Origin of the sequence: Haloterrigena turkmenica DSM 5511 (assembly GCF_000025325.1) — an archaeon.
In the GTDB taxonomy this organism is placed as follows: Archaea; Halobacteriota; Halobacteria; order Halobacteriales; family Natrialbaceae; genus Haloterrigena; species Haloterrigena turkmenica.
Genome location: NC_013744.1, coordinates 479539 through 503943 on the forward strand (window position 1 = coordinate 479539; position 24405 = coordinate 503943).

General features: G+C 60.0%; 23 protein-coding genes and 2 pseudogenes. 13 read left to right on the forward strand and 12 right to left on the reverse strand.

Annotated elements, in window-relative coordinates; translation table 11 throughout:
- The first annotated feature begins 934 nt into the window (after positions 1–934).
- The 7 genes and pseudogenes from xacF (at position 935) to HTUR_RS20655 (ending at position 8310) form a co-directional block, all read left to right on the forward strand.
- Positions 935–2386, forward strand: coding sequence for a 2,5-dioxovalerate dehydrogenase (xacF, locus tag HTUR_RS20625; RefSeq protein WP_012945274.1), 1452 nt, complete (start codon positions 935–937; stop codon positions 2384–2386).
- A gap of 164 nt (positions 2387–2550) precedes the next feature.
- A complete protein-coding gene (locus HTUR_RS20630) occupies positions 2551–3510 on the forward strand; it encodes a dihydrodipicolinate synthase family protein (protein ID WP_012945275.1) in 960 nt (319 codons plus the stop codon).
- A 27-nt stretch (positions 3511–3537) separates the two neighbouring features.
- The gene (locus tag HTUR_RS20635; protein ID WP_012945276.1) at positions 3538–4620 is read left to right on the forward strand and encodes a mannonate dehydratase; all 1083 of its coding nucleotides are present in this window, start codon (positions 3538–3540) and stop codon (positions 4618–4620) included.
- A 180-nt stretch (positions 4621–4800) separates the two neighbouring features.
- Entirely contained in the window at positions 4801–5652 is an 852-nt protein-coding gene (locus HTUR_RS20640; RefSeq protein WP_012945277.1) for an NAD-dependent epimerase/dehydratase family protein, read from the forward strand.
- 47 nt (positions 5653–5699) lie between these two features.
- Positions 5700–6013, forward strand: a pseudogene (locus HTUR_RS25840) (lactonase family protein).
- Positions 6014–6417: 404 nt separating this feature from the next.
- Positions 6418–7662 carry an MFS transporter gene (locus HTUR_RS20650; RefSeq protein WP_012945278.1) on the forward strand — a complete coding sequence of 415 codons (1245 nt, stop codon included), beginning with the start codon at positions 6418–6420 and terminating at the stop codon, positions 7660–7662.
- A gap of 150 nt (positions 7663–7812) precedes the next feature.
- Positions 7813–8310, forward strand: coding sequence for a universal stress protein (locus HTUR_RS20655; protein WP_012945279.1), 498 nt, complete (start codon positions 7813–7815; stop codon positions 8308–8310).
- A gap of 139 nt (positions 8311–8449) precedes the next feature.
- Here the strand turns inward: HTUR_RS20655 and HTUR_RS20660 are convergent, their stop codons facing one another.
- The gene (locus HTUR_RS20660; protein WP_012945280.1) at positions 8450–9298 is read right to left on the reverse strand and encodes a bile acid:sodium symporter family protein; all 849 of its coding nucleotides are present in this window, start codon (positions 9296–9298) and stop codon (positions 8450–8452) included.
- Between the two features lie 131 nt (positions 9299–9429).
- On the reverse strand, positions 9430–10269 hold the full coding sequence (locus HTUR_RS20665; RefSeq protein WP_012945281.1) for a VOC family protein: 840 nt from the start codon (positions 10267–10269) through the stop codon (positions 9430–9432).
- Between the two features lie 1150 nt (positions 10270–11419).
- On the opposite strand from HTUR_RS20665, the gene HTUR_RS25845 reads away from it, so the two are divergent.
- Complete coding sequence (locus HTUR_RS25845; protein WP_012945282.1) at positions 11420–12037, forward strand: IS6 family transposase; 618 nt, start codon at positions 11420–11422, stop codon at positions 12035–12037.
- A gap of 83 nt (positions 12038–12120) precedes the next feature.
- On the opposite strand, the gene HTUR_RS20670 is transcribed toward HTUR_RS25845, so the two are convergent.
- The 3 genes from HTUR_RS20670 to HTUR_RS20680 form a co-directional block, all read right to left on the reverse strand.
- Positions 12121–13161, reverse strand: coding sequence for an NAD(P)/FAD-dependent oxidoreductase (locus HTUR_RS20670; protein WP_012945283.1), 1041 nt, complete (start codon positions 13159–13161; stop codon positions 12121–12123).
- Positions 13158–13517: a thioredoxin gene (gene trxA / locus HTUR_RS20675; RefSeq protein WP_012945284.1), complete on the reverse strand. Its 360-nt coding sequence runs from the start codon at positions 13515–13517 to the stop codon at positions 13158–13160. Before trxA ends, HTUR_RS20670 begins: the two co-directional genes overlap by 4 nt.
- A gap of 216 nt (positions 13518–13733) precedes the next feature.
- Positions 13734–14396: a class I SAM-dependent methyltransferase gene (locus HTUR_RS20680; RefSeq protein ID WP_012945285.1), complete on the reverse strand. Its 663-nt coding sequence runs from the start codon at positions 14394–14396 to the stop codon at positions 13734–13736.
- Positions 14397–14506: 110 nt separating this feature from the next.
- Here HTUR_RS20680 and HTUR_RS20685 point away from each other — a divergent pair, with 110 nt between their 5' ends.
- Positions 14507–14890: a DUF302 domain-containing protein gene (locus HTUR_RS20685; RefSeq protein WP_012945286.1), complete on the forward strand. Its 384-nt coding sequence runs from the start codon at positions 14507–14509 to the stop codon at positions 14888–14890.
- Between the two features lie 77 nt (positions 14891–14967).
- On the opposite strand, the pseudogene HTUR_RS28820 reads toward HTUR_RS20685, so the two are convergent.
- Positions 14968–15096: pseudogene (locus HTUR_RS28820) on the reverse strand (DUF7542 family protein); the annotation flags it as partial.
- Between the two features lie 123 nt (positions 15097–15219).
- A complete protein-coding gene (locus tag HTUR_RS27595) occupies positions 15220–15378 on the reverse strand; it encodes a hypothetical protein (protein WP_012945287.1) in 159 nt (52 codons plus the stop codon).
- Positions 15379–15784: 406 nt separating this feature from the next.
- Between HTUR_RS27595 and HTUR_RS20690 the strand changes: the two genes are divergently transcribed.
- Positions 15785–16075, forward strand: a complete 291-nt coding sequence (locus HTUR_RS20690; RefSeq protein WP_012945288.1) for a YgaP family membrane protein — start codon at positions 15785–15787, stop codon at positions 16073–16075.
- Between the two features lie 243 nt (positions 16076–16318).
- Positions 16319–16768 (forward strand): pyridoxamine 5'-phosphate oxidase family protein, encoded by a 450-nt coding sequence (locus tag HTUR_RS20695; protein WP_012945289.1) that lies wholly within the window; start codon positions 16319–16321, stop codon positions 16766–16768.
- 161 nt (positions 16769–16929) lie between these two features.
- On the opposite strand, the gene HTUR_RS20700 is transcribed toward HTUR_RS20695, so the two are convergent.
- From HTUR_RS20700 to HTUR_RS20715, 5 genes are all read right to left on the reverse strand, one after another.
- The gene (locus HTUR_RS20700) at positions 16930–17697 is read right to left on the reverse strand and encodes an SDR family oxidoreductase (protein ID WP_012945290.1); all 768 of its coding nucleotides are present in this window, start codon (positions 17695–17697) and stop codon (positions 16930–16932) included.
- 355 nt (positions 17698–18052) lie between these two features.
- The gene (locus HTUR_RS20705; RefSeq protein WP_012945291.1) at positions 18053–18853 is read right to left on the reverse strand and encodes an alpha/beta fold hydrolase; all 801 of its coding nucleotides are present in this window, start codon (positions 18851–18853) and stop codon (positions 18053–18055) included.
- A 138-nt stretch (positions 18854–18991) separates the two neighbouring features.
- Positions 18992–19771, reverse strand: coding sequence for a hypothetical protein (locus HTUR_RS25850; protein WP_012945292.1), 780 nt, complete (start codon positions 19769–19771; stop codon positions 18992–18994).
- Between the two features lie 160 nt (positions 19772–19931).
- Entirely contained in the window at positions 19932–21320 is a 1389-nt protein-coding gene (locus HTUR_RS20710; RefSeq protein ID WP_012945293.1) for a selenium-binding protein SBP56-related protein, read from the reverse strand.
- Between the two features lie 336 nt (positions 21321–21656).
- Positions 21657–22514: a helix-turn-helix transcriptional regulator gene (locus tag HTUR_RS20715; protein ID WP_012945294.1), complete on the reverse strand. Its 858-nt coding sequence runs from the start codon at positions 22512–22514 to the stop codon at positions 21657–21659.
- Positions 22515–22673: 159 nt separating this feature from the next.
- Here HTUR_RS20715 and HTUR_RS20720 point away from each other — a divergent pair, with 159 nt between their 5' ends.
- Both HTUR_RS20720 and HTUR_RS20725 read left to right on the forward strand, forming a co-directional pair.
- The gene (locus HTUR_RS20720) at positions 22674–23921 is read left to right on the forward strand and encodes an MFS transporter (RefSeq protein WP_012945295.1); all 1248 of its coding nucleotides are present in this window, start codon (positions 22674–22676) and stop codon (positions 23919–23921) included.
- Positions 23922–24154: 233 nt separating this feature from the next.
- Positions 24155–24391, forward strand: a complete 237-nt coding sequence (locus HTUR_RS20725) for a DUF7127 family protein (RefSeq protein WP_012945296.1) — start codon at positions 24155–24157, stop codon at positions 24389–24391.
- Positions 24392–24405 lie beyond the last annotated feature (14 nt).

Genomic DNA, 24405 nt, shown 5'->3' on the forward strand with positions numbered 1-24405 from the left:
GATCGGCCGATCAAACCGGCCGTTCAGCGGATCTTCGAAACGTAGACCGGAACACTGGGTGTGAACGTGTGGAACTGTTCCGGAAGCGCTGAGTCGGTGTTCGAACAGACCGAACCGGGCTCCGGTGAGTGATCGATCTCCGGATCAGTACTGCCAGTTCAGCACGATCGTGGCTACAAGCCGTCGCCACACGTCACACTGCTACGCTCTCGAGTTGCCATCCCTTGCGAGGGGGTTGTCCCTCGAGGGCCTTATGGAGCGTTCGAACACATCCCACGAGCGGTTTGACGCGTCAGGATCCGACCGACGAAACGACCGATTCGACAGGTCCGAACGATTTTGGTGGGCGACGCCAGAGTTGAAGTACTGCGATTGCCGAACTGACAATCAGATCATTTACACCAGTACTCTTGTAATAGTATAGATGCGCATCTGGAACGAGATCGCTATCGGGCCGGTAGAGGGACGGTAGCTATTCTAGGGACGTGTGACAGACCGACGACTAGTTGATTCTACAGCCTGGAACGGTCAAGTTGGATTCGAGGTTCGATCTGGAAGTGCGCTATCCTCCCTCTCAGAGGCCTGTACTGAAACATTCGATAGGAGAGAACGGCAGTCACGTAGTCGCCCCACCGAAGAGATTCTGAGCGAACGCCGATGATCGTTCGGACGATCGCCTTGAATAGCCACGTTACTGGAGTACCGCTGGTCAACGGGAGCATCGAGTGAATCCCGTCACGTGCCTGCGGCCGTCCCGAAGACGGATCGGTTCTCGAGATCGTACAAGGAACACGCACAGAACCTCCACGACTCCGATTCGATGGTGGTAAACGATGGATATCGAGCAATCGAACGAGGACTCGGCAGTCCGACTCGAGTCGAGAGAGCGAGTATCAAAACCTTTCTAACGGAGTAGGATAAGTTCCACGTGCGAATGGCAAGCAGCTACGAGAACTTCGTAAACGGACAGTGGGTCGAATCTGAGACGAATGCAACCTTCGAGGTTAGAAATCCGGCACGGACCGACGAATTGGTCGGCGAATACCAGGACTCGAGTCTGGCAGACGTCGAGGCCGCCGTCGAGGCGGCCGCCGACGCACAGGACGACTGGGCCGGCACGCCGGGCCCGGAACGGGGCGACCTCCTCAAGCGAGCGGGAACGCTTCTCGAGCAGCGCAAAGACGAGACGACCGAGGCGCTCGTCCGTGAAGAGGGGAAAACGCGCGCCGAGGCAGCCGGCGAGGTTCAGCGTGCAATCGACATTTTCGCGTACTACGGACAGAAGACACGCGATCTCGGGGGGACCGTCAAATCTGCAAGCGGCCGCAACACGGAACTCACGACCAGACAGGAGCCGCTCGGAACGGTCGCATTAGTGACCCCGTGGAACTACCCGATCGCGATTCCGGCATGGAAGCTCGCGCCGGCGCTGGCCGCCGGAAACACGGCGGTCGTCAAGCCCGCTTCGGAGGCCCCTGGCATGGCACGGGTTCTGTTCGAGTGTCTCGAGGAGGCAGGGCTCCCCGACGGCGTGGCGAATTTGGTCACGGGATCGGGGAGCGACGTCGGCAGGCCGCTCGTCGAACACCAGGCGATCGACGGCGTCTCGTTCACGGGGAGTACGGCCGTCGGGACGCAGGTCGCACAGACGGTGACCGACGACCTCAAACGCGTCCAGTGTGAGATGGGCGGGAAGAACCCGACGGTCGTGATGCCGAGCGCCGACGTCAACGAGGCGGTGGAGATCGTCGGCCAGGGTGCGTTCGGAACGACAGGCCAGTCCTGTACGGCCGCCTCTCGAGCGATCGTCCACGACCAGATTTACGACGAGTTCGTCGACACAATGGTCGAGTACGCCGAATCTGTGGACATCGGTCCCGGACTCGACGACCCTGATATGGGGCCCCATGTTTCCGAGTCGGAACTCCAGTCGACGCTCGAGTACGTCGAGATCGGCCGAGACGAGGGCGCGACACTCGAAACCGGCGGGGAACGCCTCACGGACGGGGAGTACGCGGATGGCTACTACGTGGAACCCGCCGTCTTCTCGGACGTCGACAACGAGATGCGGATCGCACAGGAGGAGATCTTCGGACCGGTACTGGCGGTCATTCGCGCCGACGACTTCGAGGACGCGCTGTCGCTTGCGAACGACGTCGACTACGGGCTTTCGGCGAGCATCGTGACGCAGGATACGACCGAAGCCAACGAGTTCCTCGATCGCATCGAAGCGGGCGTCGCCAAAGTCAACGAAAAGACGACCGGGCTGGAATTACACGTCCCCTTCGGCGGCTACAAGAATTCCTCCACGAACACGTACCGAGAACAAGGCGACGCCGGATTGGACTTCTTCACGACGACGAAGACGATCTACCGTAACTACTAAGCTAGACTAACATTCGCGCTTGACACGGCTGAGTTGAACGCCTCGGACGCCTGCTGTAGCCGCTGAAGCAGGAGGCACGGTCTCGAGAGATCTGTCCCTGCCGCTCGGAAACGAGCGGACCACAACGACAATATTTTATAATAATAAGCGTTACCGACTACTCGATGTCATTAGCGACTGCAGAAGTCAAGGAGCGGCTACGAGGAGTCGCCGTCGGTATCCTCACGCCGTTCGATCAGGACGGCGAAATAGAGCACTGGAAGATCGAAGAGAACGCACAGTCACTCTACGACGAGGGTATCAGAACGTTCCTCGCAGCTGCGAACATCAGCGAATACCACTCGTTGGCCGATCAAGAACGGATCGACGTCACCGAGGCGGCCGTAACCTCGCTTCCGTCGGACGCGTGTGTCCTCGCCGGCGTCGGCGGGAGCACGAACCAGGCACAGGACTTGATTCGGGCGTACGATCAAATCGGCGTCGACGCGATGATGGTGATGCCGCCCGACCACACGTATCTCCACGAGCAGGGATTACTGGAGTACTACCGGTCGCTGGCTGACGCAACGGAAACCCCGCTCGTCCCGTACGTTCGCGGCTTCGATCCGTCCGTCGAGTACCTCGCGCAACTGACGAAACTGGACGGCGTCGTCGGGATCAAATACGCGCTGACGGATTCGGTGAAACTCGGGGCCGGAATCAGCGCCGGTGCGGACGACGTCGTCTGGGTGAACGGCCTGGCAGAACCGTACGCAGTTTCGTACTGGGCCGAAGGCGTCGAGGGCTTCTCGGCGGGCGTCAGCAACTTCCGCCCGGAGATCGGTCTCGAACTGTACGATGCGCTGGCGAACGAAAACTGGAGCCGCGCCCGCGAACTGCGCGATGTCAGTCTCCCGTATCAGAGCTTCCGAGAGAAAACCGGACAGAACAACACGATCGCCGGTGGTGTAAGCGTCCCAGCCGTCAAGAAGGGGCTCGAACTTGCCGGCCTATACGGCGGTGATGTCCGGGAACCGATCCGCTCGCTGACGCCGCAAGAGGAGAAGCGCGCCGAAGAACTGTACGATCAACTGAACGACAAACTCGAACAGCTACTCTCCAATGACACCGTTGAAAAAGCTTAAATACGAGAAAGTAAGAGGCTACTCCAGATGAGTCAACGTAAGACGCTCGAGACTGACGAAGAGCAACTCCCACTCCGGACCGGATTGCGAACGAGAACGCTCTCCGACGAGCGGCTCCAGTTCTGTCGACAGATCGGCGTATCCGACATCTTCTTGGATCACCGGGATCCGCGGGGAGACGTCTTTGCCGACGAGGGAAGTCACGACGACGAAACGATCACGATCGACGAAGGCGTCGTCCCCTCGGTTTCCGAACTGGTGCAAGCTCGTCGACGCGCCGAGGACGCCGGACTCCGTCTCATGGGGGTTCAGTCACTGAGCTACAACGTCTACGGGAAGATCATGCTCGGGAAAGAGGGCAAGGAGACTCAGCTCGAGACGATCAAGGAGCTGATCCGTAACATCGGGCAGGCGAACATTCCGATCCTGGGCTACCAGTGGAATCCCCGCGGCGTCGTCCCGATGCGGACCTCCCAGTCGGCCCGAGTCCGCGGTGGCGCTCGCGGCCGCGAGTTCGACATCGACGATATCGACCAGCCGTACGAACGCGCCCCCGGTGTGGAGCGAGAATACACCGAGGAGGAGCTCTGGGACAACTACGAGCAGTTCCTCGAGGAGGTGCTCCCGGTCGCCGAAGAAGCCGGCGTGCAGTTGGCTCTTCACCCGGCGGATCCGCCGACGGTCGAACAACTCGGCGGCATTCCCCGCCTGTTCCGCAACAGGGAAGCGTTCGAACGGGCGATGGAACTCGTTCCGAGCGACAACCACGGCCTCAAACTGTGTCTCGGTTGCTTTTCGGAAATGCCCGAGACGGACGTCACGGACGTGATCGAACACTTCGGTCGAAACGACGACATCGTCTTCGTCCACTTCCGCGACGTGCTCGGCACGTGGCCGCGGTTCACCGAGACCTTCCTCGACGATGAGGAGAGCAATTACAATGCGTTAACCGCGATCAAGGCGCTTCGCGACGTCGGTTTCGACGGTGTGATGGTTCCAGACCACGTTCCCGAGATCGTCGGCGATACCGAATGGGGGCACCGATCGCGAGCACAGGCCGTGGCGTACCTCAACGGTTTGCTCTCCTGTTCGGACGCCGACTCGACGTAGCGCGTTCCGATACTCGAACTCGTCGGTCACTCTGGTCACCGCTTCTCGCCGCTCGGCCCTCTGGTGATCGGATTCCCGACTTCGCTCCCTTGCACTAACAGCCTCTGTGGACGCTTCCGGCAAGTGACGGGTAATCATCGGATCGGAAGTTTATTTTCGTTGTCGCAGCATCGGTCCAGTATGAACGTGCTTGTTACCGGTGCGTACGGCCGGTGTGGTACCGCAATAATCGATCACTTGGACGAGGACTACAACATCACTTACCTGAACCGGTCGGATCGTCCGGCCGATCATCCGTACGGCGACTACGACACCTACGTCGCCGACGTGAGCGACTACGATTCGATCCGTCCCGCGTTCGATGGACAAGACGCGGTCATCCACCTCGCCGCGTATCCGTACGTTGACGGAAACTGGACCGACGTGTTCGAGCCGAATATACTCGGCGTGTACAACGCTCTCGAGGCGGCGCGCGACGCTGGCGTTGAGACGTTCGTATTCGGTTCGACGAACCACGTGATGGGCCAGTACGAGGCAAAGCACGCGCCTGAAATCTACCAGCCGGAGCACGGAATCACGATCTCTCCCACTGACCCGGTTCGACCCGATTCCTACTACGGTACGACCAAGGCCTTCGGTGAAACCCTCGGCCGCCAGTACGTGGAAACTGAGGAGTTCGAGTATCCGAGCCGATTCTACGCGCTTCGTATCTGTACCGTCAATTCCAAGCAGTACGATCATCCGTACGGCGATGCGGAGTTCGGCGTTCACAACGGCGATTGGGAGCGCGGGAGCGAGGCGTACGAGCGAGCCGTCGGCCGGATGAAAGCGATGTGGCAGTCCCGTCGTGACTTCGCGCATCAAGTGAAGTGCTGTCTTCTGGATAACTCCGTCGAGTTCGGCGTCTTCTACGGTGTCAGCGATAACGACCGGCGGTGGTTTTCGATCCGTAATGCTCGCGAACGGATCGGCTACGACCCGGTGGACAACGCGGAAGAGTGGGACGAACCGCCGGAACTGAAACCAGCGTGACCGCACCTGGTATCCACCTGTCCGTGATCGACGAACTCGACTCGACGGTGACTCAGTTCGATAGACGCTCGGATGGCACTCTCGTCGCCCGAGCGACGATTTCGACGCTCCTCAATGAGTTCCACGGACAGAACAAGACGGCCGAAATCACCGTTCATCCGTCGGGGCGATACGTCTTCGGTTCGAACCGCGGTCAGGACCGATCGTGACGTTCGCCGTCGACGACGGGGGCCTCGAGCGCGTCGCGACGTCCTCGAGCGGCGGAGAGTGGCCGTGGCACTTCACAGTCGACCCGACCGGTGACTTCCTTTTCGCGGCGAACCGCCGGACGGCCGTGGTCTGCACGGCGCGGCGTCTGTGAGACTCCAGCCGTCGTCGCCTTACTCGAGAGTCCGTCGGCAGCATCGTCTTTGACCAGTCACTGCGTCTCGTGAGTCTTCCTGCCCCGTCGTCGCCGAAGGCGGTGATTCTGATCACGACCGTTCGTCATCCGCTGATACGGCCTGATCGCGATTTACCGGTGCAACCGCGACCCGTCTGCGGTCGCGCTGAAAATGACTTTCGACGGTTCGTCCGATGACGGTCGGATCGGGCAGGCCGAAACGATCGTCTCATGTTACTGTGCACGTAGCCTGCGCCCATCACGCATGGAAAAATATTTATAATGGTCGTATCATTGTTTATTCGCATGCCACAGGCTACCTTACGGACTAGACTGACGAACGAACGTGGTCCAGAGAACGGCACAGACGCCGGTGAGTGAGTATGTCGACGGACTACTCGGAGTCTATCCGCTGGCCGATGTTGATAACGCTGGTGCTGATCGGCTTTATCCCGGCTTTCTCGGGGGCACTGATCAACCCGACCATCCCGGCGATCCAGGAGACATTCTCGCACGAGCCGTACTCGGAGACGTTGGCACAGCTCGTCAGTTCGATGTCGGCCTGGATCGTGATCGTCGTCGCACCCCTCACGGGATACGTGCTGGACAAGTACGCGCGCAAGCCGATCCTGATCGGGGCGGTCATCGTCTACGGGGCCGGGACGAGCATCGCGTTCTTCCTCGACTCGATCTACCTGATCCTGGCGACCCGCGTGCTCGACGGCATCGCCGTCGGCGCGCTCATGGTGACGGTGCCGACGCTCATCGCGGACTACTACTCGGGCGGCCGCCGCGAGTCCATCATGGGCTACTACAGCGCCGTGACGGCCGCCGGCGGCGCCATCGCCGCGGTCATGGGCGGCTACATCGCGGGGACCCTCGGTTGGCGGTACATCTTCCTCGTCTTCGCGGGGGCGCTCCTGTTCGTCCCGCCGATCCTCCGGTTCCTGCCGGAACCCGACGTGGAGGAGTCGGCTAGGGACGACGGCGTCGGCCGCCTCGAGGCGATCAAGAAACTCCTGCGTGAGTCGCCCGTAAAGCTGGTCGCCGGCATCTACGCCATCGTGTTGGTGGGAATGCTGGTGAACAACCTCGTCATGATCGAGGTGCCGTACTATCTCCAGAGCTCCCTCACCGTGACCGATTCGCAGACCGGCCTCGTGATCTCGGGTGTGATGATCGGCAGCTTCGTCTCCGCCTCGATGTACGGTCGGATCAAACAGCGCATGCGTCACGTCACGGTGATGGCGCTCGGTTTCGTCATCGCAGCGATGGGATTCCTCCTGTTTACCGCCGCTGATACCCTCCCGGTCGTGATCGCCGGCGTCATCGTCAGCGGGGCGACGGGATTCGGCATCATCCAGCCCACGGCGAACGATTGGGTCGCGTCGGTCGTCCCGGGAGAGGTCCGCGGTCGCGCCCTCAGCGGCGTGACGATGATGATGTACGGTGGGTTCGCGCTCTCGCCGTTCGCCCCGATACCGCTGGTCGACGCGTTCGGTCGTAGGGGGATGCTGCAGACCGCCGGCTACGTCATGCTCATCGTCGGGGGCGCCCTCCTAACGGTCTGGTTCGTCAGTCGATCTACCGTCGACTCGACAGCGAAGGTGTCATCCTCTGACGACTGATCGCGAACAGACCGCAGACACGACTGACGGTCAGTCGCAGTAGCGCGACCATCTTTCTCCAGGCGGCGTCGTATCGGGCTGATAGGTTTCACACTCCGACGAAGTGTAGATATGTAAACATTTATGTGTCTGGTGGGCGTAGACATTCTCATGCCAGTTGAGACAGTTTTGCTTCCCGTCAGCGACTCGGACGAGGACCGGATACACCACCTCGTCGATGCCGTCTTGGAAACCGCCGCTCCAGTCGATGCCACCGTCGTGGTCGGTCACGCTATCCCGAAGAACACCGGCGACATTACGCCGGCAGTCACTCCGATAACGGGCGGTGGTTATCCCCAACTCCTTTCGAAGTCCGAATACGATGACCTGCTCGAGGAGCACTCTCCCGACGAAATCGCCGCTGAACACGATACGGTCCAGTCAGTGATCGATCGTCTCGAGGCCGCCGACGTCGACTACGACATCCGTGGCGCGGTCGGCGACCCCGGCGAGGCGTTTCTCGACCTCGCGGACGCGATCGACGCCAACCGGATCGTGGTCGGCGGACGCCACAGATCCCCCGCTGACAAGGCGATCTTCGGAAGCGTCGCGCAGACGCTGATACTGGATGCGTCCTGTCCCGTCACGTTCGTCCAGAACGACGACTGAGCGACGACGAATACCGATCCCGGATCCCGACCACAGGCTCGAGGGACAAACGAGCAACCGAACGGTACGCGTGCGCGATTCGATACCCACCCCATACCGTCGACGGATATCGGTCGACGGGACGGTACAGACCTACTCTTCATTCGGAAGTGCGTCGTCCCCAGATGATGGCGATCAGCGCCGAGCCGACGACGCCGACGAACGAAAACGCGATGACGGTCGTGAGCACGTCCGGATCGGAAAAACTGGTCATGGCGATGAACAATGCGATCGCCGCGTTTCGAGCGGCGGTCGTCGTCGCCAGCACCTCCCGTCCGTCTCGAGCCGGCCCGCCGAGGACGTAACCGAGCAGCAGCGACGCAGCGACGACGACGCTCGAGACGAACAGCGTCCCCGTGCCGAGTAGCGTGAGCATGTCGCCGGCGTAGACGAGCAACAGGAGCACGAGCAGGAAGACGAACGAGGCGTCCGAGAGTCGCTGGACCGGCGGATACAGCCGGTCGGCGACGGACGAATACCGGGACTCGAGGCCGAGGCCGACGACCAGCGGGACGAGCTGGATACCGAACACCAGCCGGCCAATCGAGAGCGGATCCACGGCGACGGCCCCGGGCAACAGCAGCGCGAGGGTCGCCGGAATAGTCACGACCGAGACGACGCCGAGGACGGCCATGAGCCCGTTCGCGAACGCGAGGTTACTGTTCGATAGCTCGGCGAATTTCGGGCCGAAGGGCGCGCCGGGTGACACGGCGATCAACAGAATACCGACGGCGTAGCCCGGCGCTACTGAAATCGCACGGACGAGTACGTACGCGACGATCGGAACGACTGCGAGATTCACGACGAGGGACTTGCTCACGAGTCGCGGCTCGTCGATCGCCGTCAGTAGCTGATCGACGGACAGGCTCAGTCCCATCGCGAGCATCGTCGACAGGACGAAGATCGCAGTCCCGACATCGACGACCGCACCGGCTGTGGCTGCTCCCATCGTTCAGTTACACTGTTTAGGGATCACAGCTATTTGATTGCTACTGTTCGTTGGCAGTTGTGATCCGTCGGCCGATTCACCCGCTCATACCCGGAAGACCTCGGGAGGCGTCCGTTTGGCGGTAGACGGACCTAAACCGTCCGAATCCGAATCGAAATCTCGTCCGGGTCGGTGACCTCGAGGGAGTCGCCACGGTCGGTGGCCGCGATATCGGCGTCCTCGAGTCGTCGCCGAACCGTCGCGAGCGTCTCGTCGTCCGGGACGACGAACTCGAACCATGCCAATCCGCGGCCGCCCGCCGGCTGGGACCGCCCGTTCCACGTATTCACGCCGAGGTGATGGTGGTAGTCCCCGGCCGCGAGAAACAGCGCCGAACGCGCTTCTGTCTGCACGCGGAGCCCGAGCGTTTCGGCGTAGAACTCGCGTGCCGTTCGGATCGAGGACGCTTCTAGGTGAACGTGTCCGACCGTCGTTCCGGAGGGAACGGTCGTCTTCCCGTTCGATTGCGCGGCGATATCGGCAAGATCCAGCGAAACCGTTCCGATCTGAACCGTGCCGCCGGACGCACGCGGCCACTCCTCTCGCGGTCGGTCTGTGTATATCTCGACTCCGTTGTCCTCTGGATCAGTGAGATACAGCGCTTCGCTGACGTAATGATCGGACGCGCCGTCTAACTCCCAGTGCTCGCGTATTCGGTCGAGCGCTGCACCTAACGCAGCGCGTGATGGGACCTCGAACGCGTTGTGGAACAGTCCCGCCTGCTCTCGATGCCGGGACGCTGCAGTCTCGTCCTCTGTCAACACGAGTAACGGCGTCTCGCTAGTTCCGAGCGTCGCCTCCGTTTTCGTTCGCCTGCGAACCGAGAGCCCAACGACGCCTCGATAGAAATCGACCATCGCGTCGAGATCGGCCACGACAAGCGAAGTCCGCCCGATTCGTGCCGTCTTCGGAATGATCGGATCGGCGGTCATCTGCGACTCTCCTCTGCACCCGACTTCCGGTCGGTAGTGCCTACCGCCATTCTTCTCCGCTGACATTCCCTCCCAGCCGTTTCGAGGTCGACGAATCGATTCGCATTGGGCGAGTTCGTATCCCTGATCAAACGGGTCACGAGCATCGGTTGAATATTCACTTCCACCACGTTATCTAATTCGGTTCCGAATCCGTATATAGTTCTGGGAACGATCGTGTGACCAGGTTACGTCGACTCAACCGGTGGAAAACTACAAAGGGAAGACCAGGCAACTCGACGTAACTGATCGACCCTCGAGTTCGGTACCCCTCTCATCTCCTTCGAACCAGTATCCGTCGAGTAGTTCATCGTATTCGTTCTGCGAGGGAACGTGCGGATGGTGTGATCCGATGATCGGAACCGTAGCGTTCAGGATTCCACCTTCGTCTTCGGGGATCACGTCGCAGTAAGAAGGGGCCGACGGCATCGAACAAGGGGTTCGATAGCGTAGAACAAGTTTAGATATATACTCAGGTAAGGTGATTGCAGCAGTACGGGGGATTCGAACGCGCTATAGTCGGCCAACAGAGATCGATCAGCGAAATCGGAATCGCAAAACAGTTCTCTTACTCTCGTAGTAACCGGTTCCCAAGGCTCGTAGCGCTCCATTCGACACGTGCAAACGAAATAGGGTAAGGAACGGATTCGGACTAACTGATTCGTACCGAGCACGATAGTGCTCGTCCCCTCTCGATGTTTTACAACAGTATTACTGTAATCTAATTACAAAAGTACCTCTGTAAACGATCGAAATCGACGATCCGAGTACCGTCAGCCATCACCGAATCTATGAATCGACGTACAAAGAACAGATCCCGCACAGGCTCGGGGCAAGAACTCTGTAGTGCATGATTCGACAGGGGCGAATGATTGAACGGCGCTCAAATCGAAATAGTCGGTATGAATCCGGTGCACGGAGGCTCTCTGGGCCCTTGAGCGACAAGGAATATCTACTGCGGCCTCAGGACGATGTTGACTATCCCAATAGAAGAGAGATGAACGATATTCTTCAGAAGGTCGGTATCGAACGTCCTACAAATGGTCAGGTCGCCGAACTGGCTGTGTGTAGTTGGGCGTGAAAAGTGAGGCGGCACGATTTTGTGGTGTCCATGCCAAAAATCAACCGCTTCAGCGGGTGTAGCGACTGGATAACTTTGAGTTTTGTGGAGCGAGAGCGGACACCGTGTCAGCAGATGGCGCTCGGTATTCGATTCCATCTTGCTGAATTGTCGATTTTGAATACCGTTCTGAAACTCGAGAAGTTCGGCGTCGAGCGATCGCACAAGGTTGTTCACGATTGGGTACAGAAAGCCGATCTACAGCCAGTAACTGATGCGAATCCGAATCACGTTACGTTTGACGAAACTGTGATTCGGATCGACGGTCGCCAGTATTGGCTGTACGCTGAAGCCGATCCTGAAACGAACAAGATACACCATACACGGCTGTTTTCAACGACTACAACTGTATTGACTGAACGCTTCCTGCGAGAATCAATCGAAAAACATGACGTCGAAAACGCTGTGTTTCTCGTCGATGGTACACAGCATCTCCAGTCAGAACTCCGTCGACGCGGACTCCGATTTCGATACGAAAAACAGGAAAATTGGGACGCAATCGAACGTATCTTTCGAGAGATAAAACGATGTACCTCTTTGTTCTCAAACTGTTTCAGCCACGTCAAACCATCAACCGCAGAATCGTGGCTCCAATCCTTCGCCGTCTGATAGAACGCTACAAATTAAACACGACCCTTGGGAAACACGAGCAATTTTTCAACGAGGTGATTCGGTGGCAGCGATAAGTGCGACTACGGAGAAACCTCGAGTGCGGTCTCTTCCGTCCGCTCGAACGCCTCGAGGTACGCTTCGGCGTCGAGCGCTGCCATGCTACCGGTTCCAGCGGCAGTGATCGCCTGTTGATAGTGCGGATCGGCGACATCGCCGGCGGCGAAGACGCCCTCGACCGTGGTTTCGGTCGTTGCGCGGCCGTCGGCGGTTCGAGTATGGAGGTAGCCGCTCTCGTCGCGGTCGACGGCGGTCCCCTCGAGGAACTCGGTGTTCGGCGTGTGGCCGATCGCGTAGAACACGCCGCCGACGTCGACGGTCTCTCGGTTTACGTCGACGCCGGTCGCGACCTTCTCCGCGGGATAACCGTCGGGATGGGAGACGAGGGTCGCGCCGGTGACGCCCTCTTCGTGCGAACCGTGGATCGCCTCGAGTTCGGTGTTCCAGCGGAACTCGATGTCCTCGTGGTCGCGGGCGCGGTCGGCCATGATCTCGGAGGCGCGCAGATTCTCGCGGCGGTGAACGACCGTGACGCTGTCGGCGAACTTCGCGAGGAAGAGCGCTTCTTCCATCGCCGAATCGCCGCCGCCGATCACGAGGACGTCGTCGCCGCGGTGGAACGCGCCGTCGCAGGTCGCACACGTCGAGAGTCCGTAGCCCATCAACTTGTCCTCGTTGTCGGCGCCGACCCAGCGAGCGCTCGCGCCGCTCGCGACGATCAGCGCATGCGTTCGCAGCGTATCGCCGTTCGAGAGTTCGAGTTCGAACGGCCGCTCCTCGAGCGTCGCGTTCTCGACGGTTCCGTGCGTGAATTCGGCGCCGAACGCCGTTGCCTGATCCTTACCGTTCTGGATCAGCTCCATCCCACCGACGCCCTCGGAGAAGCCCAGGTAGTTCTCGACATCGGTCGTCAGCGTCAGTTGGCCGCCCGGTTCGGGTCCCTCGAGCACCAGCGGCTCGAGGTCGGCCCGCGCGGCATAGACGGCCGCCGAGAGGCCGGCGACGCCGGAGCCGACGATCACTACGTTGCGAACGTCCGCGGTCGTGTCTGTTTCCTCGTTCATTCGGTGTACCCCTCGATCAGGCTACGAAGTCGGTCTTCCGGCAGCGCGCCGGACTGCTGTTCGACCTGCTCGCCGCCTGCGAAGAGGACCAGCGTCGGCACGCCGCGAACGCCGAACGAACCCGCAAGTTGCTGGTGCTCGTCGACGTCGACCTTAGCGATCACGGCCTCGGTCGTGCCCGCTAGCCGTTCGAGGACGGGATTGAGCATCTGACAGGGGCCACACCAGTCGGCGTAGAAGTCCACGAGGACGACGTCGTGTGTCGTCGTGACGTCCTCGAGGTGACTTCTTCCATCGATGTAGATCGGTTCGTCGAGCGATTGTGCCGAAACGTCGTCGCGTGCATCTGTTGCCATCACCACTACGTATGAACCGACGGCGTTTAAAGGTTTTGTGTGAATTGCACAATACAGTAACACGCAATTTCCGGAAAGATTCTGGAACGAGCATACTCCGAGAACGAATGTGTTCGAGGGAGGCGAATACACTGGTTTGAGAGTGTGGGTGAGCTGGAGCGGACTCTCCTCCGATCGAAATAGGCACTTAGTTTTGCACCTATACCTAACAACCAATCATTCGACAGAGTCGTCCGACCGTTCTGAGACACCCGCGTCGAAGCGGGCGAAATACCCGACTCGCGTTCCGACGCGCGCGTCGAACGCCAGTCCCCGCTGTTCGATACGGTGTCGCAACCCTTCGAATCTGACGAAATGCGGGTCGGGGAGCGACTCGCCGACGACGAGTCGACCGTCAGGTTTCAGAACCCGCTCGAGTTCGTCGAGCGCCCGCTCTTGATCGGGAATCTCGCCGAGGACTAAGACCAGATACGCGGCGTCGAACGTGTTGTCCGGATACGGAAGCGATCGTGCGTCGCCGCGAATCGGTTCAACATTCAGGGTCCCCTCTTGTTGCATTCGCGTTCGGAGGTGTTCGACCATCTCCGATTGGACGTCTACAGCGTGCAGTGTCCCCGACGGTTCGATCGCCCGTGCGACCATCCCGGTGTAGTAGCCGGTTCCCGGTCCGACCTCGAGAATACGCTCACCGGGCTGGGGCTCGAGTACGTCGCGCAGTCGGGAGCGAGTGATGACCGGACGCAGGAGGTCGATCGCGTGGCGCTGAGCGTACGGGCACGGCGACGGGTTTGATCGCCACCGGAGGGCGTATCCGAGTCCGGCGAGCAGCGTGAGCCCGAGCAGGGCGGCGATCGCTCGTACGGTACGACGAGAAACCATAGTGATACCTTCACCGCGGACGGACTACAGTCTTCCCCGAACTGACGCACATGCCGCGGGCTTGCCGTTGCTACCCCAACTACGACTGTTCTCGAAATCGGTCGTACAGTATGTCCTATACGCTTCGTACACAAGTCGACGGCGAGTTCGACGACGTCGTCGAGAAAACAATCGACGCCCTCGAGGACGAGGGGTTCGGCGTGCTCTGCGATATCGACGTCCAGGAAACGCTGAAAAAGAAACTCGACGAGGACTTCCGACAGTACAGAATCCTAGGTGCGTGCAATCCGCAGTTGGCCCATCAGGGACTCGAGCACGATCTCGAACTCGGGACGTTGCTTCCGTGCAACGTCGTCGTCTACGACGATGACGACGGCGTGGTCGTCACTGCGGTCGACCCGCAGCGTCTGATTGGCGTCGCTGACGACGACGAGCTCGACCCGATCGGCGACGACGCGTACGAGCGCTTCGAACAGGTTCTCGAGTCGCTATAGCTCGGGGCACTGGTATAATAATGCGTTCCGTCGAGTCGGCGGCTACCGAACCCCAAGGACGGGAACCGGCGGACGCCGGCGGCGACGCGATCGATTCGCCCGTTGACGCCGTAGCCCGTCTCCGATTCGTGATCGTCAGGCGCGACACACGCCCGTCCCAGGTTCGCAAGCGACTCGCGGAACTCGTAGTCGCGACACTCGATCACGACGTTTCCATCGTCAATACGGGACCTTCGGCACAGAGCGACGAAAGCACTCCGGTCGGCTTACGTAAGCCGATGCTACCGTGGTGTACTGCACGTTCCCCGTATACCGTTGTTATCAGCGACTCAGGCCGCGCAGTTGTTCGGACCCAGTTCGAGTTCCTCGTCCTCGGACTCGTCGTCTGGACCGAATGGAGGGTTCTCGGCCTCGTGGATCTGCCACCCCTCGTAACTGTCTTCGGGACGTGTATCGATGAGCGTGAACGACTCGTCTGAATCGAGCATATCTGCGAGCCGGTTGGGATAAGTATGGCTTATTATTGGAATTATAATACAATATTGTCTGGCACGAGTCGGCCAATAGTTCTCACCCTCGCATGAGCAGCTCAGCTATCGATATCAGTTCTGATCGGCTTCGATGAAGACGATCCCTGACGGGATCAATCGCGTTTTGTACTACTCCCCACCACTAGCATAATTGACACACGATCGAAGAGCCGGGTACAGACCGTCGGCAGGCGTGTTCTGTATCCACCTGCCGCCATCGGACACACGAACGAATAATCTGCAGGTTATGTCCCGTTCAGATTACTGGAGGTGAGTAAACGTCGCGATCTACCCCGATACATCTCCAAATCGTGTACACATATTATATACTCAGACGCCCTATATAGAACTGGTGAACAAAATTATGCAAAAAAACGTCGGTGGATATGACCGCGGCGCCCGGTTCGTCTTCGGACCTCTCCTCGCGATCATCGGTATCGCGGCTCTCGGCGGATTAATTTCCTTGGCGGCGGGGACGGTCGGATTCGCTCTCGCAGCTATCGCTCTCGTCGTTGGCGCGGTGCTGACTATCACTGCGGTCACTCAGAAATGCCCCATGAACGGCCTCCTCGGTATCGACACGTATCGAGGCGGAGTCGAGTCTCGCTCTGAGGGCGGGAGAGACGAAAACCGCAGGGCTGGGCGGCTAAGCTGAGATCGAACTACCCCTTTTTCGATGAAAATACATGAGTTCCATCGTTTCTCGTTCCACAGCGGTCCATGTGATCGAGAAGGGATTCTCGCTGAGAGCGCGTGTCGGGTCCAACGACTAGTGCGGGTAGCGAAGTACGATCTCAGCGTGGCACTCAGGCGCGTGTCATCAGCGTCGTTCTCATCACGGTGAAAGTACGGCCCGCTGTGACAGGGTACTTTTTATCTCTACATCGTGTGAGACGATATGCAGGGATTGCGCTGGCTTCAAATGAGCGAGGAGGAGATAAACGAATTCCTCGGCCGAGGCGGAACGGGTGTCATTTCGTTTTCTACGGATCCGGACGAACCGCCGGTTTCGATACCCGTTTCGTACGGATACAGTGCGGACGTGAAGCACTTTTATTATCGACTCTCCTTCCCCCAGGATAGCAGGAAAGACGATCTCGTAGACAGGCCCGTAACCTTCGTTACGCACGGCAAGACTGACAGCGGATGGCGAAGCATCGTCGCAACCGGAAAACTATCTGACACCTCCGACGCTCCGTACGAGTCAGCCGAAATACAGGGAATGTGGGCGATTCAGATCCCGCTAGTCGACATTTTCGAACGACCACCGAGGGAAACGACGTTCCGGTATTTTAGTCTCGATCCCGTGACAATGACGGGACGGAAAGAGGCGATGGGTGACTCGTAGCGCCTGTACACAGCGCAAAGAACGTAGATAGTGGCAAAGCAGAAGACTAGAACGCTGAAACCAGCCGTCTAACGATCGACGTTACACGGAAGTACTGGCGTAGACGGACCACCGTGACTACTGAACTAACAATCCGGATGGTGACTTCTGAACGTTTCCGGTCATCCGGTGTGAGTGTACCCGCCGTCGACGACGAGTGACTCACCGTTCACGTAACTCGAGAGGTCACTCGCGAGGAACAGAGCGGCTCCCGCGATATCCTCGGGGTCTCCGATCCGCCGCGACGGAATCGCCTGCGTGAATTGTTTGAGCGCCTCGGGTCCCATGTGTGCGTCTTCCATCATCGCGGTTTCAATCCCGCCCGGGTGGATCGCGTTCACGCGAATTCCGTCTGGACCGAGGCGATGGGCTGTCGCGTACGTCAACAATCGGACTGCACCCTTGGAAACGCAGTAAGCCACGTAGCTACCGTTTCCGACTAAGCCGGCGATACTCGAGACATTGATGACACGTCCGCCCCCGTTTTCGATCATCCGCTGGGCCGCGAGCTGCGTCCCGAAGAACGCTCCTCTCACGTTCACGCTCATGAGTTGTTCGTACTGGTCGGCGGCCACCTCGAGAAATTCCTCCGCATGAAAGATACCCGCGTTATTGACGAGCACATCGACGCCGCCGAACTGCTCGGCTTCGTCGAGCGTCGCCTCGAGATCGTCTACGCTCGAGACGTCGCAATCGACGTACGTCGCCGTCGCCTCGGTTTCGTCGGTGATCAGTTCGTGAGTCGGCGTTCCGCCTTCTCGTGGCTCTTCGCGCACGTCGGCGACGACGACGTCGGCTCCGTGTTCGGCGAACGTCCGCGCTATCGATCGTCCGATTCCGCTCGATGCACCGGTCACTATGGCCGTTTGCTCTGCGAGTAGGTCCGGCATGCCCTCGGGTACCACGTCAACCTACTTGCTTCTATCACGGGTGGCCGTTGGGCGAGTGATATCGTCTTCCCGTCATAATCGCTTTCTCGATCGGTTTCGGTCCATGAATTCTCGCTGTCTACGCGGCCAAAGACCGACGGACTGAGGACTGAAGCGGATCGACGCCACTGGCGCTGAACATCGGGGGTCGGTTGAACTATCCCCGGAACGAAGCGTTCCCCAAGCAGTAGAGAAACGTCACCCATCCGCGGAAGAGTTCAGCAATTATTCCGAGAGAATCTCCCAACTTTACGCTGTTTCTGACAGCTTTCGGAGAGACTGATTCGGGGCTTGCAAGAAAGATTGTGCGTGTCACTCACAACGACTCAGTGAACTGACTTACTATCCGATTGAATCGCTCGGGTTCCTCGAGGGTCGGACAGTGTCCACTCTCTTCGAAGAGTTCGAAGCTACCCTCTGAGACGATCTCTGCGACGTGTCTGGTTGACGCAACGGATCCTCGTTTTTCATCTGCACCAGCACAGACAACCGTTGGCACGTCGATCTCGTGGAGGACGTCCCGATAATCGCGCGTGAGCGCGTCGAAGAGGATTGCGCTCTTGATCGGCGCTGGTACTCGGGAAAGTTCGTCGAACACCATATTTCTTGTTTCGGCTGAGGGTGGCTCCTTGAACACCTGCTCGGTGATCCGTTCGATGAGAGTCTCCTGATCCTGCTGGGCCAATGTGAGTGTGGTTTGAAGGCCGTCCAGATCAGTGAGTCCGTATTCATAGTCATCCCACTGGAATCGAGAGGCTTCCATATCGACGTCCACCAGCCCTCGGATATCCTTCGTCCCGAACTGATCGACGTACTCCCACGAGACGAGTGCACCCATTGACCACCCGACCAAGACGACGTTTTCGCGCTCGTGCTGGCTTAGAAAGGCCTGAAGGTCGCGAGCGTACTGCGTGACCGTGTGCCCCAACTCTGTCTTCTCTGACCGGCCATGGCCCCTGAAATCGACGGCGATCGTTCGGTACTCTTTCGAGAGGGCTGTCAGCTGGGGCTCGAAGAACCGGTGGCTCGCCATGACGCCGTGTAGAAAGACGATCGGTGGCCCCTCCCCGTGGTCCTCATAGTAGAGGTCCGCCCCGTTGCACTGGATGTACGGCATAGCGATGATCGTACGGGAAACTCGATAATAAGCCTACCCGACAAACCAACGATATACTGGCGAAAGACAATGCAGCGTCAGAACGTTCGATCGTCGGTAGGGTATCGATGCAGGAAGTGGGTATAGACACGGGACTAACTAGCGTTCCAGAAACGGTTCTAGCTGTCTACCGGATTGGTTCTCTCTGTGACCCAGTAATTCGGTCATCCCCGCGACAAAGAGGATTCCACCGACACTTGCGAGAAGTATTGCTACAATCGCCATCGAGAGAGCGCTTACGAGGAAGTTACCGAATAGTGCTCCTGCAATAAAGCTAAGCTGAGTTACGATAACGCTCGCAGTACCCCAACTTCGGCTGACCGGAGCGTATAGGCCGCCGACGACGATTGTCTCCGCGATCGCGTGTCCCGTGAGGATAGCCAAACCAACCAGGCCGAGTGCTGCGCTCGCTGCATAGACGCTTGCGATGATCGCTCCTTCAGTAGCTCGGTGAACAAGTATCGCTCCGAACGCTGCGTCTGCACAACCGTCGTGTGGCGATATGCCGTGAGCACGGCTAATCCAAGCAATCGCCCCACCGCCAATTCCGCCGACGACTGTAAGGGTCCATAGCTGAGTAACGGACGACGCGAGTGCTATCAGTCCTAACACTGTCACCGCTATCGGTACCCCTATCGGTGTCAGTAGACCGTGACCGCGTTCGACAATGCGGTTCGGTTGCCAGCGCGCGACTGCGTAGAAACCAACCACGACGCTGACCAGTGCAGAGAACCCGATTACTACGACGAACGGAACCGATAAAGCGTGGGTTCCGGCGTCCCTAGCGGTGTCGTGGGCACTAACGACCACTGGCCACGCGAAGAGTGCAACGAGCAGCGTTGACAGAACTGCGACCGTCACACGGCTCGTCTGTATCACGTCTCATCAACTCGGGAAGCGAAATTCATACGATCCTACTTCCGTTGTTTCTGCCGACTTATTTCGGCGGTGTCGCCCGTCGTCGATCGGCAGAACCGACGACAGACAGCTACTCGGGCGTCACCGACGGACCGATCGATGGCGGCGACGCTCGCTCGCCCTACATCCAGACGTCGCTGGTGCAGTCGCCGTCGGGCCACCGAATCTCGTGGGCGCGGGCCGGGCCTTCGGGAAGCGTTCCGAAGTCGACGAGGAACTCCTCGTCGAGGGTCATCGTTCCCTCGCGCGGGTTCACGTCGGCTTTGAGCATGACAGACCCACGCTCGCCCTCCTCGGGGAAGAATTGGTCGTCCCACGAGGAGTACAGCGAGGTGGTCCAGTAGAGGCGCTTGCCGTCCAGCGAGAGCTGAAGCATCTGCGGCCCGGCGGTGATCTTCCGGCCCTTCACCTCGCGGACGTCGCCGAAGAGGCCGCCTACCGAGATCGTATCGGTCAGCCGCGGGTTCGACGGATCGGAGACGTCGTACATGCGGACCTCCCCGTGGAGCCAGTTCGCGAAGAACAGGTACCGATCGTCCATCGAGACCAGCAGATCGGTGATCAGCCCGGGAACCGGCATGTCCCAGTCCTCGTGTTCGCGCGGCTCGACGTCAATGACCTTCGTCGCACGCCACTCGTCGCCCTCCTTGAACAGGTGGAACATGTTCGACGAGAGCGCGGCGCCGACGTAGGCGTGTTCGGATTCGGGGGTGTGGAGGAAGCGCACCTCGAGGGGCACCAGTCCCTCCTCGCCGAGGTCGATCGTCTGTTCGACCGTCTTCTCGTCCCAGTTCCAGACGTGGAGCCGCTGTCCGTACTTCCCGGCTTCGACGTCTTCGAGATCGAATCCCGGTTGGTAGGTCTTCGGCGCGGTCCACTCGCTCGAGACCATCACGTTCCGACGGGGCTGGTACCAGAAGTCGTAGTTCATCTCGATGTCTCCGGGCTCGTCCCAGCGGCCGTCGATTTCGAAGTCCTCGTTCAGCAGGAGGAAGCCGCCAGGGAGGTCGCCGTCGGCGTTCCCGAGCATGCTGATCATGATCTTCCCCTCGGGGATGCAGTGGACGGTGTGAGGGGCGGAGAGGTCGTGCTCGAAGACGTCTTCCGGTTCGATGACCTTCACGAGTTCGGGGTGCTCCCGGTCCTCGGTATCGACGATGTGGATTCGCGACGAGCGGTTTCCGGGAACGACGAGGTACCGCCGCTCCGCTCCCTCGACGTGGCAGGACGACGAGCAGGCGTTCCAGCCGAAGTGATGCAGTTCGTCGCCTTTGGTCGGCATCTCGATCCGGTCAACGATCTCGCAGTAAGTCGACGAGTCGGGGTCGACGTCGACGACGGTCAGCATGTCGGGCGCGTCGATGTCGGTCCCCACGTAGAGGGCCGGAACGTACGCGAGGCGCTCGCGAGCGGACTGTTCGATAGCGGCTTGCGGGGTGTCGTATCCGACCGCCCCTGCGTGGTGTTCGTGGGCGTGGCTCTCAGGGGTGTGGTGTGAGTCAGAGCTCATGACGTATATTACGACCCAATATATAATAAATAATCTCGTGGGAAATCATGTACATCTTCCCAGTCATATGTTTCTGAGAGGTCATTTCCGGGAGGAGTCGGGAGACGCGCGACCGGTCCCGGCCGGACTGCATTGGATGCGACGTCGCCGTTTTCGGAATTCGGGTCCAGTGCCGAGATCGAAATCCAGCAGTCCGCGGAGCGGACGGTTCGGTCGTTCGCTACTGGCGGTCTCTACCCGCCGGCAGCACGGAGGCCACGAGCCGAGGAAACGTGAGACGAACGGGGAGTCCGAATCCGCGACCCCGCTTCTCGGAATAGCGCGACTGCCGTCGGGTCACGACTCGTTTCGTTCGCCGATCGGGTCGGAGCGGTCTCGATACGTCTCGAAAACGCGTTCGGCCCAGCCGCGGGCGATCGCGGAATCGGAGTCGACGAACACGCGCATCATCCCGGTCTGATTGTCGTATCCGGCGACACCGACGCGGTCGTCGAAGATGGCCAGCCCGTACGGGAGCGACTCGCGCGTCCGGAGGGTCAAGTGACCCGCTTCCACGGCCTCGTGAACCTGTTCGGGGTGGGTCTCGAGAAGGGACTCGACGACCTCTGGGAGGTAGATGAGTTCCACGTCGCGTCCGTCGAACGGCCGGTCCGACGGTTCCGCGAGCGCCGGCGGAACCATGTGAGTCGTGTTGAACCCGCGAAACGTGTCGCTCTCGCGCAGTAACTGGACGAACCGGGCGAACGGTGCGTACGGATCTTCGGGTGTCGCAGTCGTCACCGCCCCGTCGGCGAACGGCGCGACGACGAATTCACGGTGGGCCTCACAGATCGATTCGAGCAACGGAGCGAGCGCTGTCGCGGCCCGCAGGTCCCGCTCAAGGCGGACGACTGCGTCGCCATAGGCCTGCCCCTTCCCCGTCAGCGCGAACCGATTGTCGACTCGGCTCGCGAGGCCGTGATCCTCGAGCCATCGGGTGAACCGGTGGCTCGTCGCTCGGGAGACGCCCAGTCGCGCCTCGAGGTCGTTCCGATCGAGCGGCTCGGTCACCAGTGCTTCCAAGAGCTCCCGGTGACGGACGACGTCGAGCAGTTCGTCGGTCGCCATTCGCTCGCCGAGTTCGTGTGCCGATACCGAAGTGGAGTCCAACTCGCGAGTCGTCTCCAGGATTTCGTCGAGGACTGTGGTTCCCATGTCGATCACGTCGGTTCAGACGATTACTGAAGGTACGCGCCTCACCCGGATAGCTCTGTCTCAGGCGGTGAGATGCGTCGAATTACGTGATACCGAACTTCGGATTCGATATCACGCTCGGTAAATGACTACACGAGGGTTGGTCGCGTTTATTCGCACATGGACCACGGAATCGAATCTGGCGGACGAGCGGAATCGACGGACGAACCGAGCGGGACCGTGCCGTGGGGATCCCGGACGGTCCAGATCGTGTTGACGAGTACGGCGCTCGCACCGCTCGGCGTGCCACTCATCAGCCCCGCACTGCCGGTCTTTCGCGACGTGTTTGGGATCACCGACGCACAGGCGAGCCTCCTGGTGAGCACGTACTTCCTCGTCGGGATCGTCCTCTCGCCGTTCATCGGCGTCCTCGCCGATCGAGTCGGCCGAAAGCGGGTTCTGGTCGGGGGACTACTCGCGTTCGGCGTCCTCGGCGGTGCGATGGCGCTCGCGCCGACGTTCGAAGCCCTGCTCGCGCTGCGCGTCGCACAGGGGACCGCAGCGGCGGCGATCTTCATCACGACCGTCACGATCGTGGGCGACGCGTTCGACGGCGTCCAGCGAAACGCAGTCCTGGGGGCAAATGTCGCGGTCCTCTCGGCTACCGCCGCGCTGTTTCCCGTCCTCGGCGGGTTCCTCGCAGGAATCGCGTGGAACGCGCCGTTTCTCGCGTACCTAGCCGCGATCCCGATCGCCGCGTTCGCGCAGGCCGCGCTGGACGAACCACAGCGCGTCGACGACAGAGACGGGGTTTCGTACCTCGTCGATGCCGCACGAGCGGTTCTCACGCCGGCGCTCGCGGCGCTGTTCGCCGTCGCGTTCCTCACGGAGTTCCTGCTGTTCGGCGTGATCTTCACGGCGATGCCGTTTGTCCTCGCGGCGACGCTCGCCCCCGTACTGATCGGGGTCGTGATCCTGGTCTCCGAGACGGCGTCGATGCTGGTCGCGCTCTCGAGCGGCCGCCTGGCGCGGCACCTCTCGAACGAGTGGGTGATCGCGACTGGATTCGCCTGCTACGCTATCGGGTTCGCGGCCGCGTGGGCCGCGACCGGACTCGTCGGTACGATGGGAGCGGTCGTGGCCATCGGCGTCGGCGTCGGACTCCTGATGCCGGTCGTCGACGCCGCCGTGAGCGATCGGGTCACCACCGAGTACCTGGCCGGGGCGATGAGTCTGCGCAACAGCACCACCTTCCTCGGACGGACCGCCGGTCCGATCGCGTTCGCTGGCTTGGCGATCTCCACCGGGATCGGATACGAACCACTCCTGCTCGCCTCAAGTCTCGTCGCGGTCGTCGCGACCGGCGTTGCCGTCATCGCCGGACCCGTTCGCCTCGCTCGAGTGACTGCTCGCCAACCGTCGACGTGAGGGTGCTGCCGCGTTCTCGGTGGAAAGACGATGTGCACCGTCGTCGACGTGGAGTGACCTGCGACTCGGTTCGCAGCGACGAACTCGAAACCTACAGCAAAAAACGCCGGCGGCCCGGCACCGCATTATCGTATTCGAACGGAATCTCGGGGTACTATAAGGAACGTATCAATTTAAATTCGTTATCGTGTGTTAGCGCGACCCTTACGTCCGTCGGACCCGTATTTTCTCGTATGAAAGTACCTAGATTCCTCAGAGAGGCCGATCAAGGAGGAGCAGTCGTCCGAACGTACGACTACGACGACGAGAGCATTATTGTCGTCGATCTCGGGCAGATGAGCGATATCGAAACGGATCTCGTCGGGAAGACAGCGATCGTGGTGATCGGTGATCGACAGTTCGAGTTCGAACTCCCTCCCGACGCGAGCGATATATCGATCAAGAACGGGATTCTCACGATCACAGAGTAATATAGCGCGCTCGT

What these genes read in the sequence shown, in the direction of transcription:
- xacF (WP_012945274.1), top strand. Translation starts at nt 935, where the DNA reads ATGGCAAGCAGCTACGAGAACTTCGTAAACGGACAGTGGGTCGAATCT.
- HTUR_RS20630 (WP_012945275.1), top strand. Translation starts at nt 2,551, where the DNA reads ATGTCATTAGCGACTGCAGAAGTCAAGGAGCGGCTACGAGGAGTCGCC.
- HTUR_RS20635 (WP_012945276.1), top strand. Translation starts at nt 3,538, where the DNA reads ATGAGTCAACGTAAGACGCTCGAGACTGACGAAGAGCAACTCCCACTC.
- HTUR_RS20640 (WP_012945277.1), top strand. Translation starts at nt 4,801, where the DNA reads ATGAACGTGCTTGTTACCGGTGCGTACGGCCGGTGTGGTACCGCAATA.
- HTUR_RS20650 (WP_012945278.1), top strand. Translation starts at nt 6,418, where the DNA reads ATGTCGACGGACTACTCGGAGTCTATCCGCTGGCCGATGTTGATAACG.
- HTUR_RS20655 (WP_012945279.1), top strand. Translation starts at nt 7,813, where the DNA reads ATGCCAGTTGAGACAGTTTTGCTTCCCGTCAGCGACTCGGACGAGGAC.
- HTUR_RS20660 (WP_012945280.1), bottom strand. Translation starts at nt 9,298, where the DNA reads ATGGGAGCAGCCACAGCCGGTGCGGTCGTCGATGTCGGGACTGCGATC.
- HTUR_RS20665 (WP_012945281.1), bottom strand. Translation starts at nt 10,269, where the DNA reads ATGACCGCCGATCCGATCATTCCGAAGACGGCACGAATCGGGCGGACT.
- HTUR_RS25845 (WP_012945282.1), top strand. Translation starts at nt 11,420, where the DNA reads ATGCCAAAAATCAACCGCTTCAGCGGGTGTAGCGACTGGATAACTTTG.
- HTUR_RS20670 (WP_012945283.1), bottom strand. Translation starts at nt 13,161, where the DNA reads ATGAACGAGGAAACAGACACGACCGCGGACGTTCGCAACGTAGTGATC.
- trxA (WP_012945284.1), bottom strand. Translation starts at nt 13,517, where the DNA reads ATGGCAACAGATGCACGCGACGACGTTTCGGCACAATCGCTCGACGAA.
- HTUR_RS20680 (WP_012945285.1), bottom strand. Translation starts at nt 14,396, where the DNA reads ATGGTTTCTCGTCGTACCGTACGAGCGATCGCCGCCCTGCTCGGGCTC.
- HTUR_RS20685 (WP_012945286.1), top strand. Translation starts at nt 14,507, where the DNA reads ATGTCCTATACGCTTCGTACACAAGTCGACGGCGAGTTCGACGACGTC.
- HTUR_RS27595 (WP_012945287.1), bottom strand. Translation starts at nt 15,378, where the DNA reads ATGCTCGATTCAGACGAGTCGTTCACGCTCATCGATACACGTCCCGAA.
- HTUR_RS20690 (WP_012945288.1), top strand. Translation starts at nt 15,785, where the DNA reads ATGCAAAAAAACGTCGGTGGATATGACCGCGGCGCCCGGTTCGTCTTC.
- HTUR_RS20695 (WP_012945289.1), top strand. Translation starts at nt 16,319, where the DNA reads ATGCAGGGATTGCGCTGGCTTCAAATGAGCGAGGAGGAGATAAACGAA.
- HTUR_RS20700 (WP_012945290.1), bottom strand. Translation starts at nt 17,697, where the DNA reads ATGCCGGACCTACTCGCAGAGCAAACGGCCATAGTGACCGGTGCATCG.
- HTUR_RS20705 (WP_012945291.1), bottom strand. Translation starts at nt 18,853, where the DNA reads ATGCCGTACATCCAGTGCAACGGGGCGGACCTCTACTATGAGGACCAC.
- HTUR_RS20710 (WP_012945293.1), bottom strand. Translation starts at nt 21,320, where the DNA reads ATGAGCTCTGACTCACACCACACCCCTGAGAGCCACGCCCACGAACAC.
- HTUR_RS20715 (WP_012945294.1), bottom strand. Translation starts at nt 22,514, where the DNA reads ATGGGAACCACAGTCCTCGACGAAATCCTGGAGACGACTCGCGAGTTG.
- HTUR_RS20720 (WP_012945295.1), top strand. Translation starts at nt 22,674, where the DNA reads ATGGACCACGGAATCGAATCTGGCGGACGAGCGGAATCGACGGACGAA.
- HTUR_RS20725 (WP_012945296.1), top strand. Translation starts at nt 24,155, where the DNA reads ATGAAAGTACCTAGATTCCTCAGAGAGGCCGATCAAGGAGGAGCAGTC.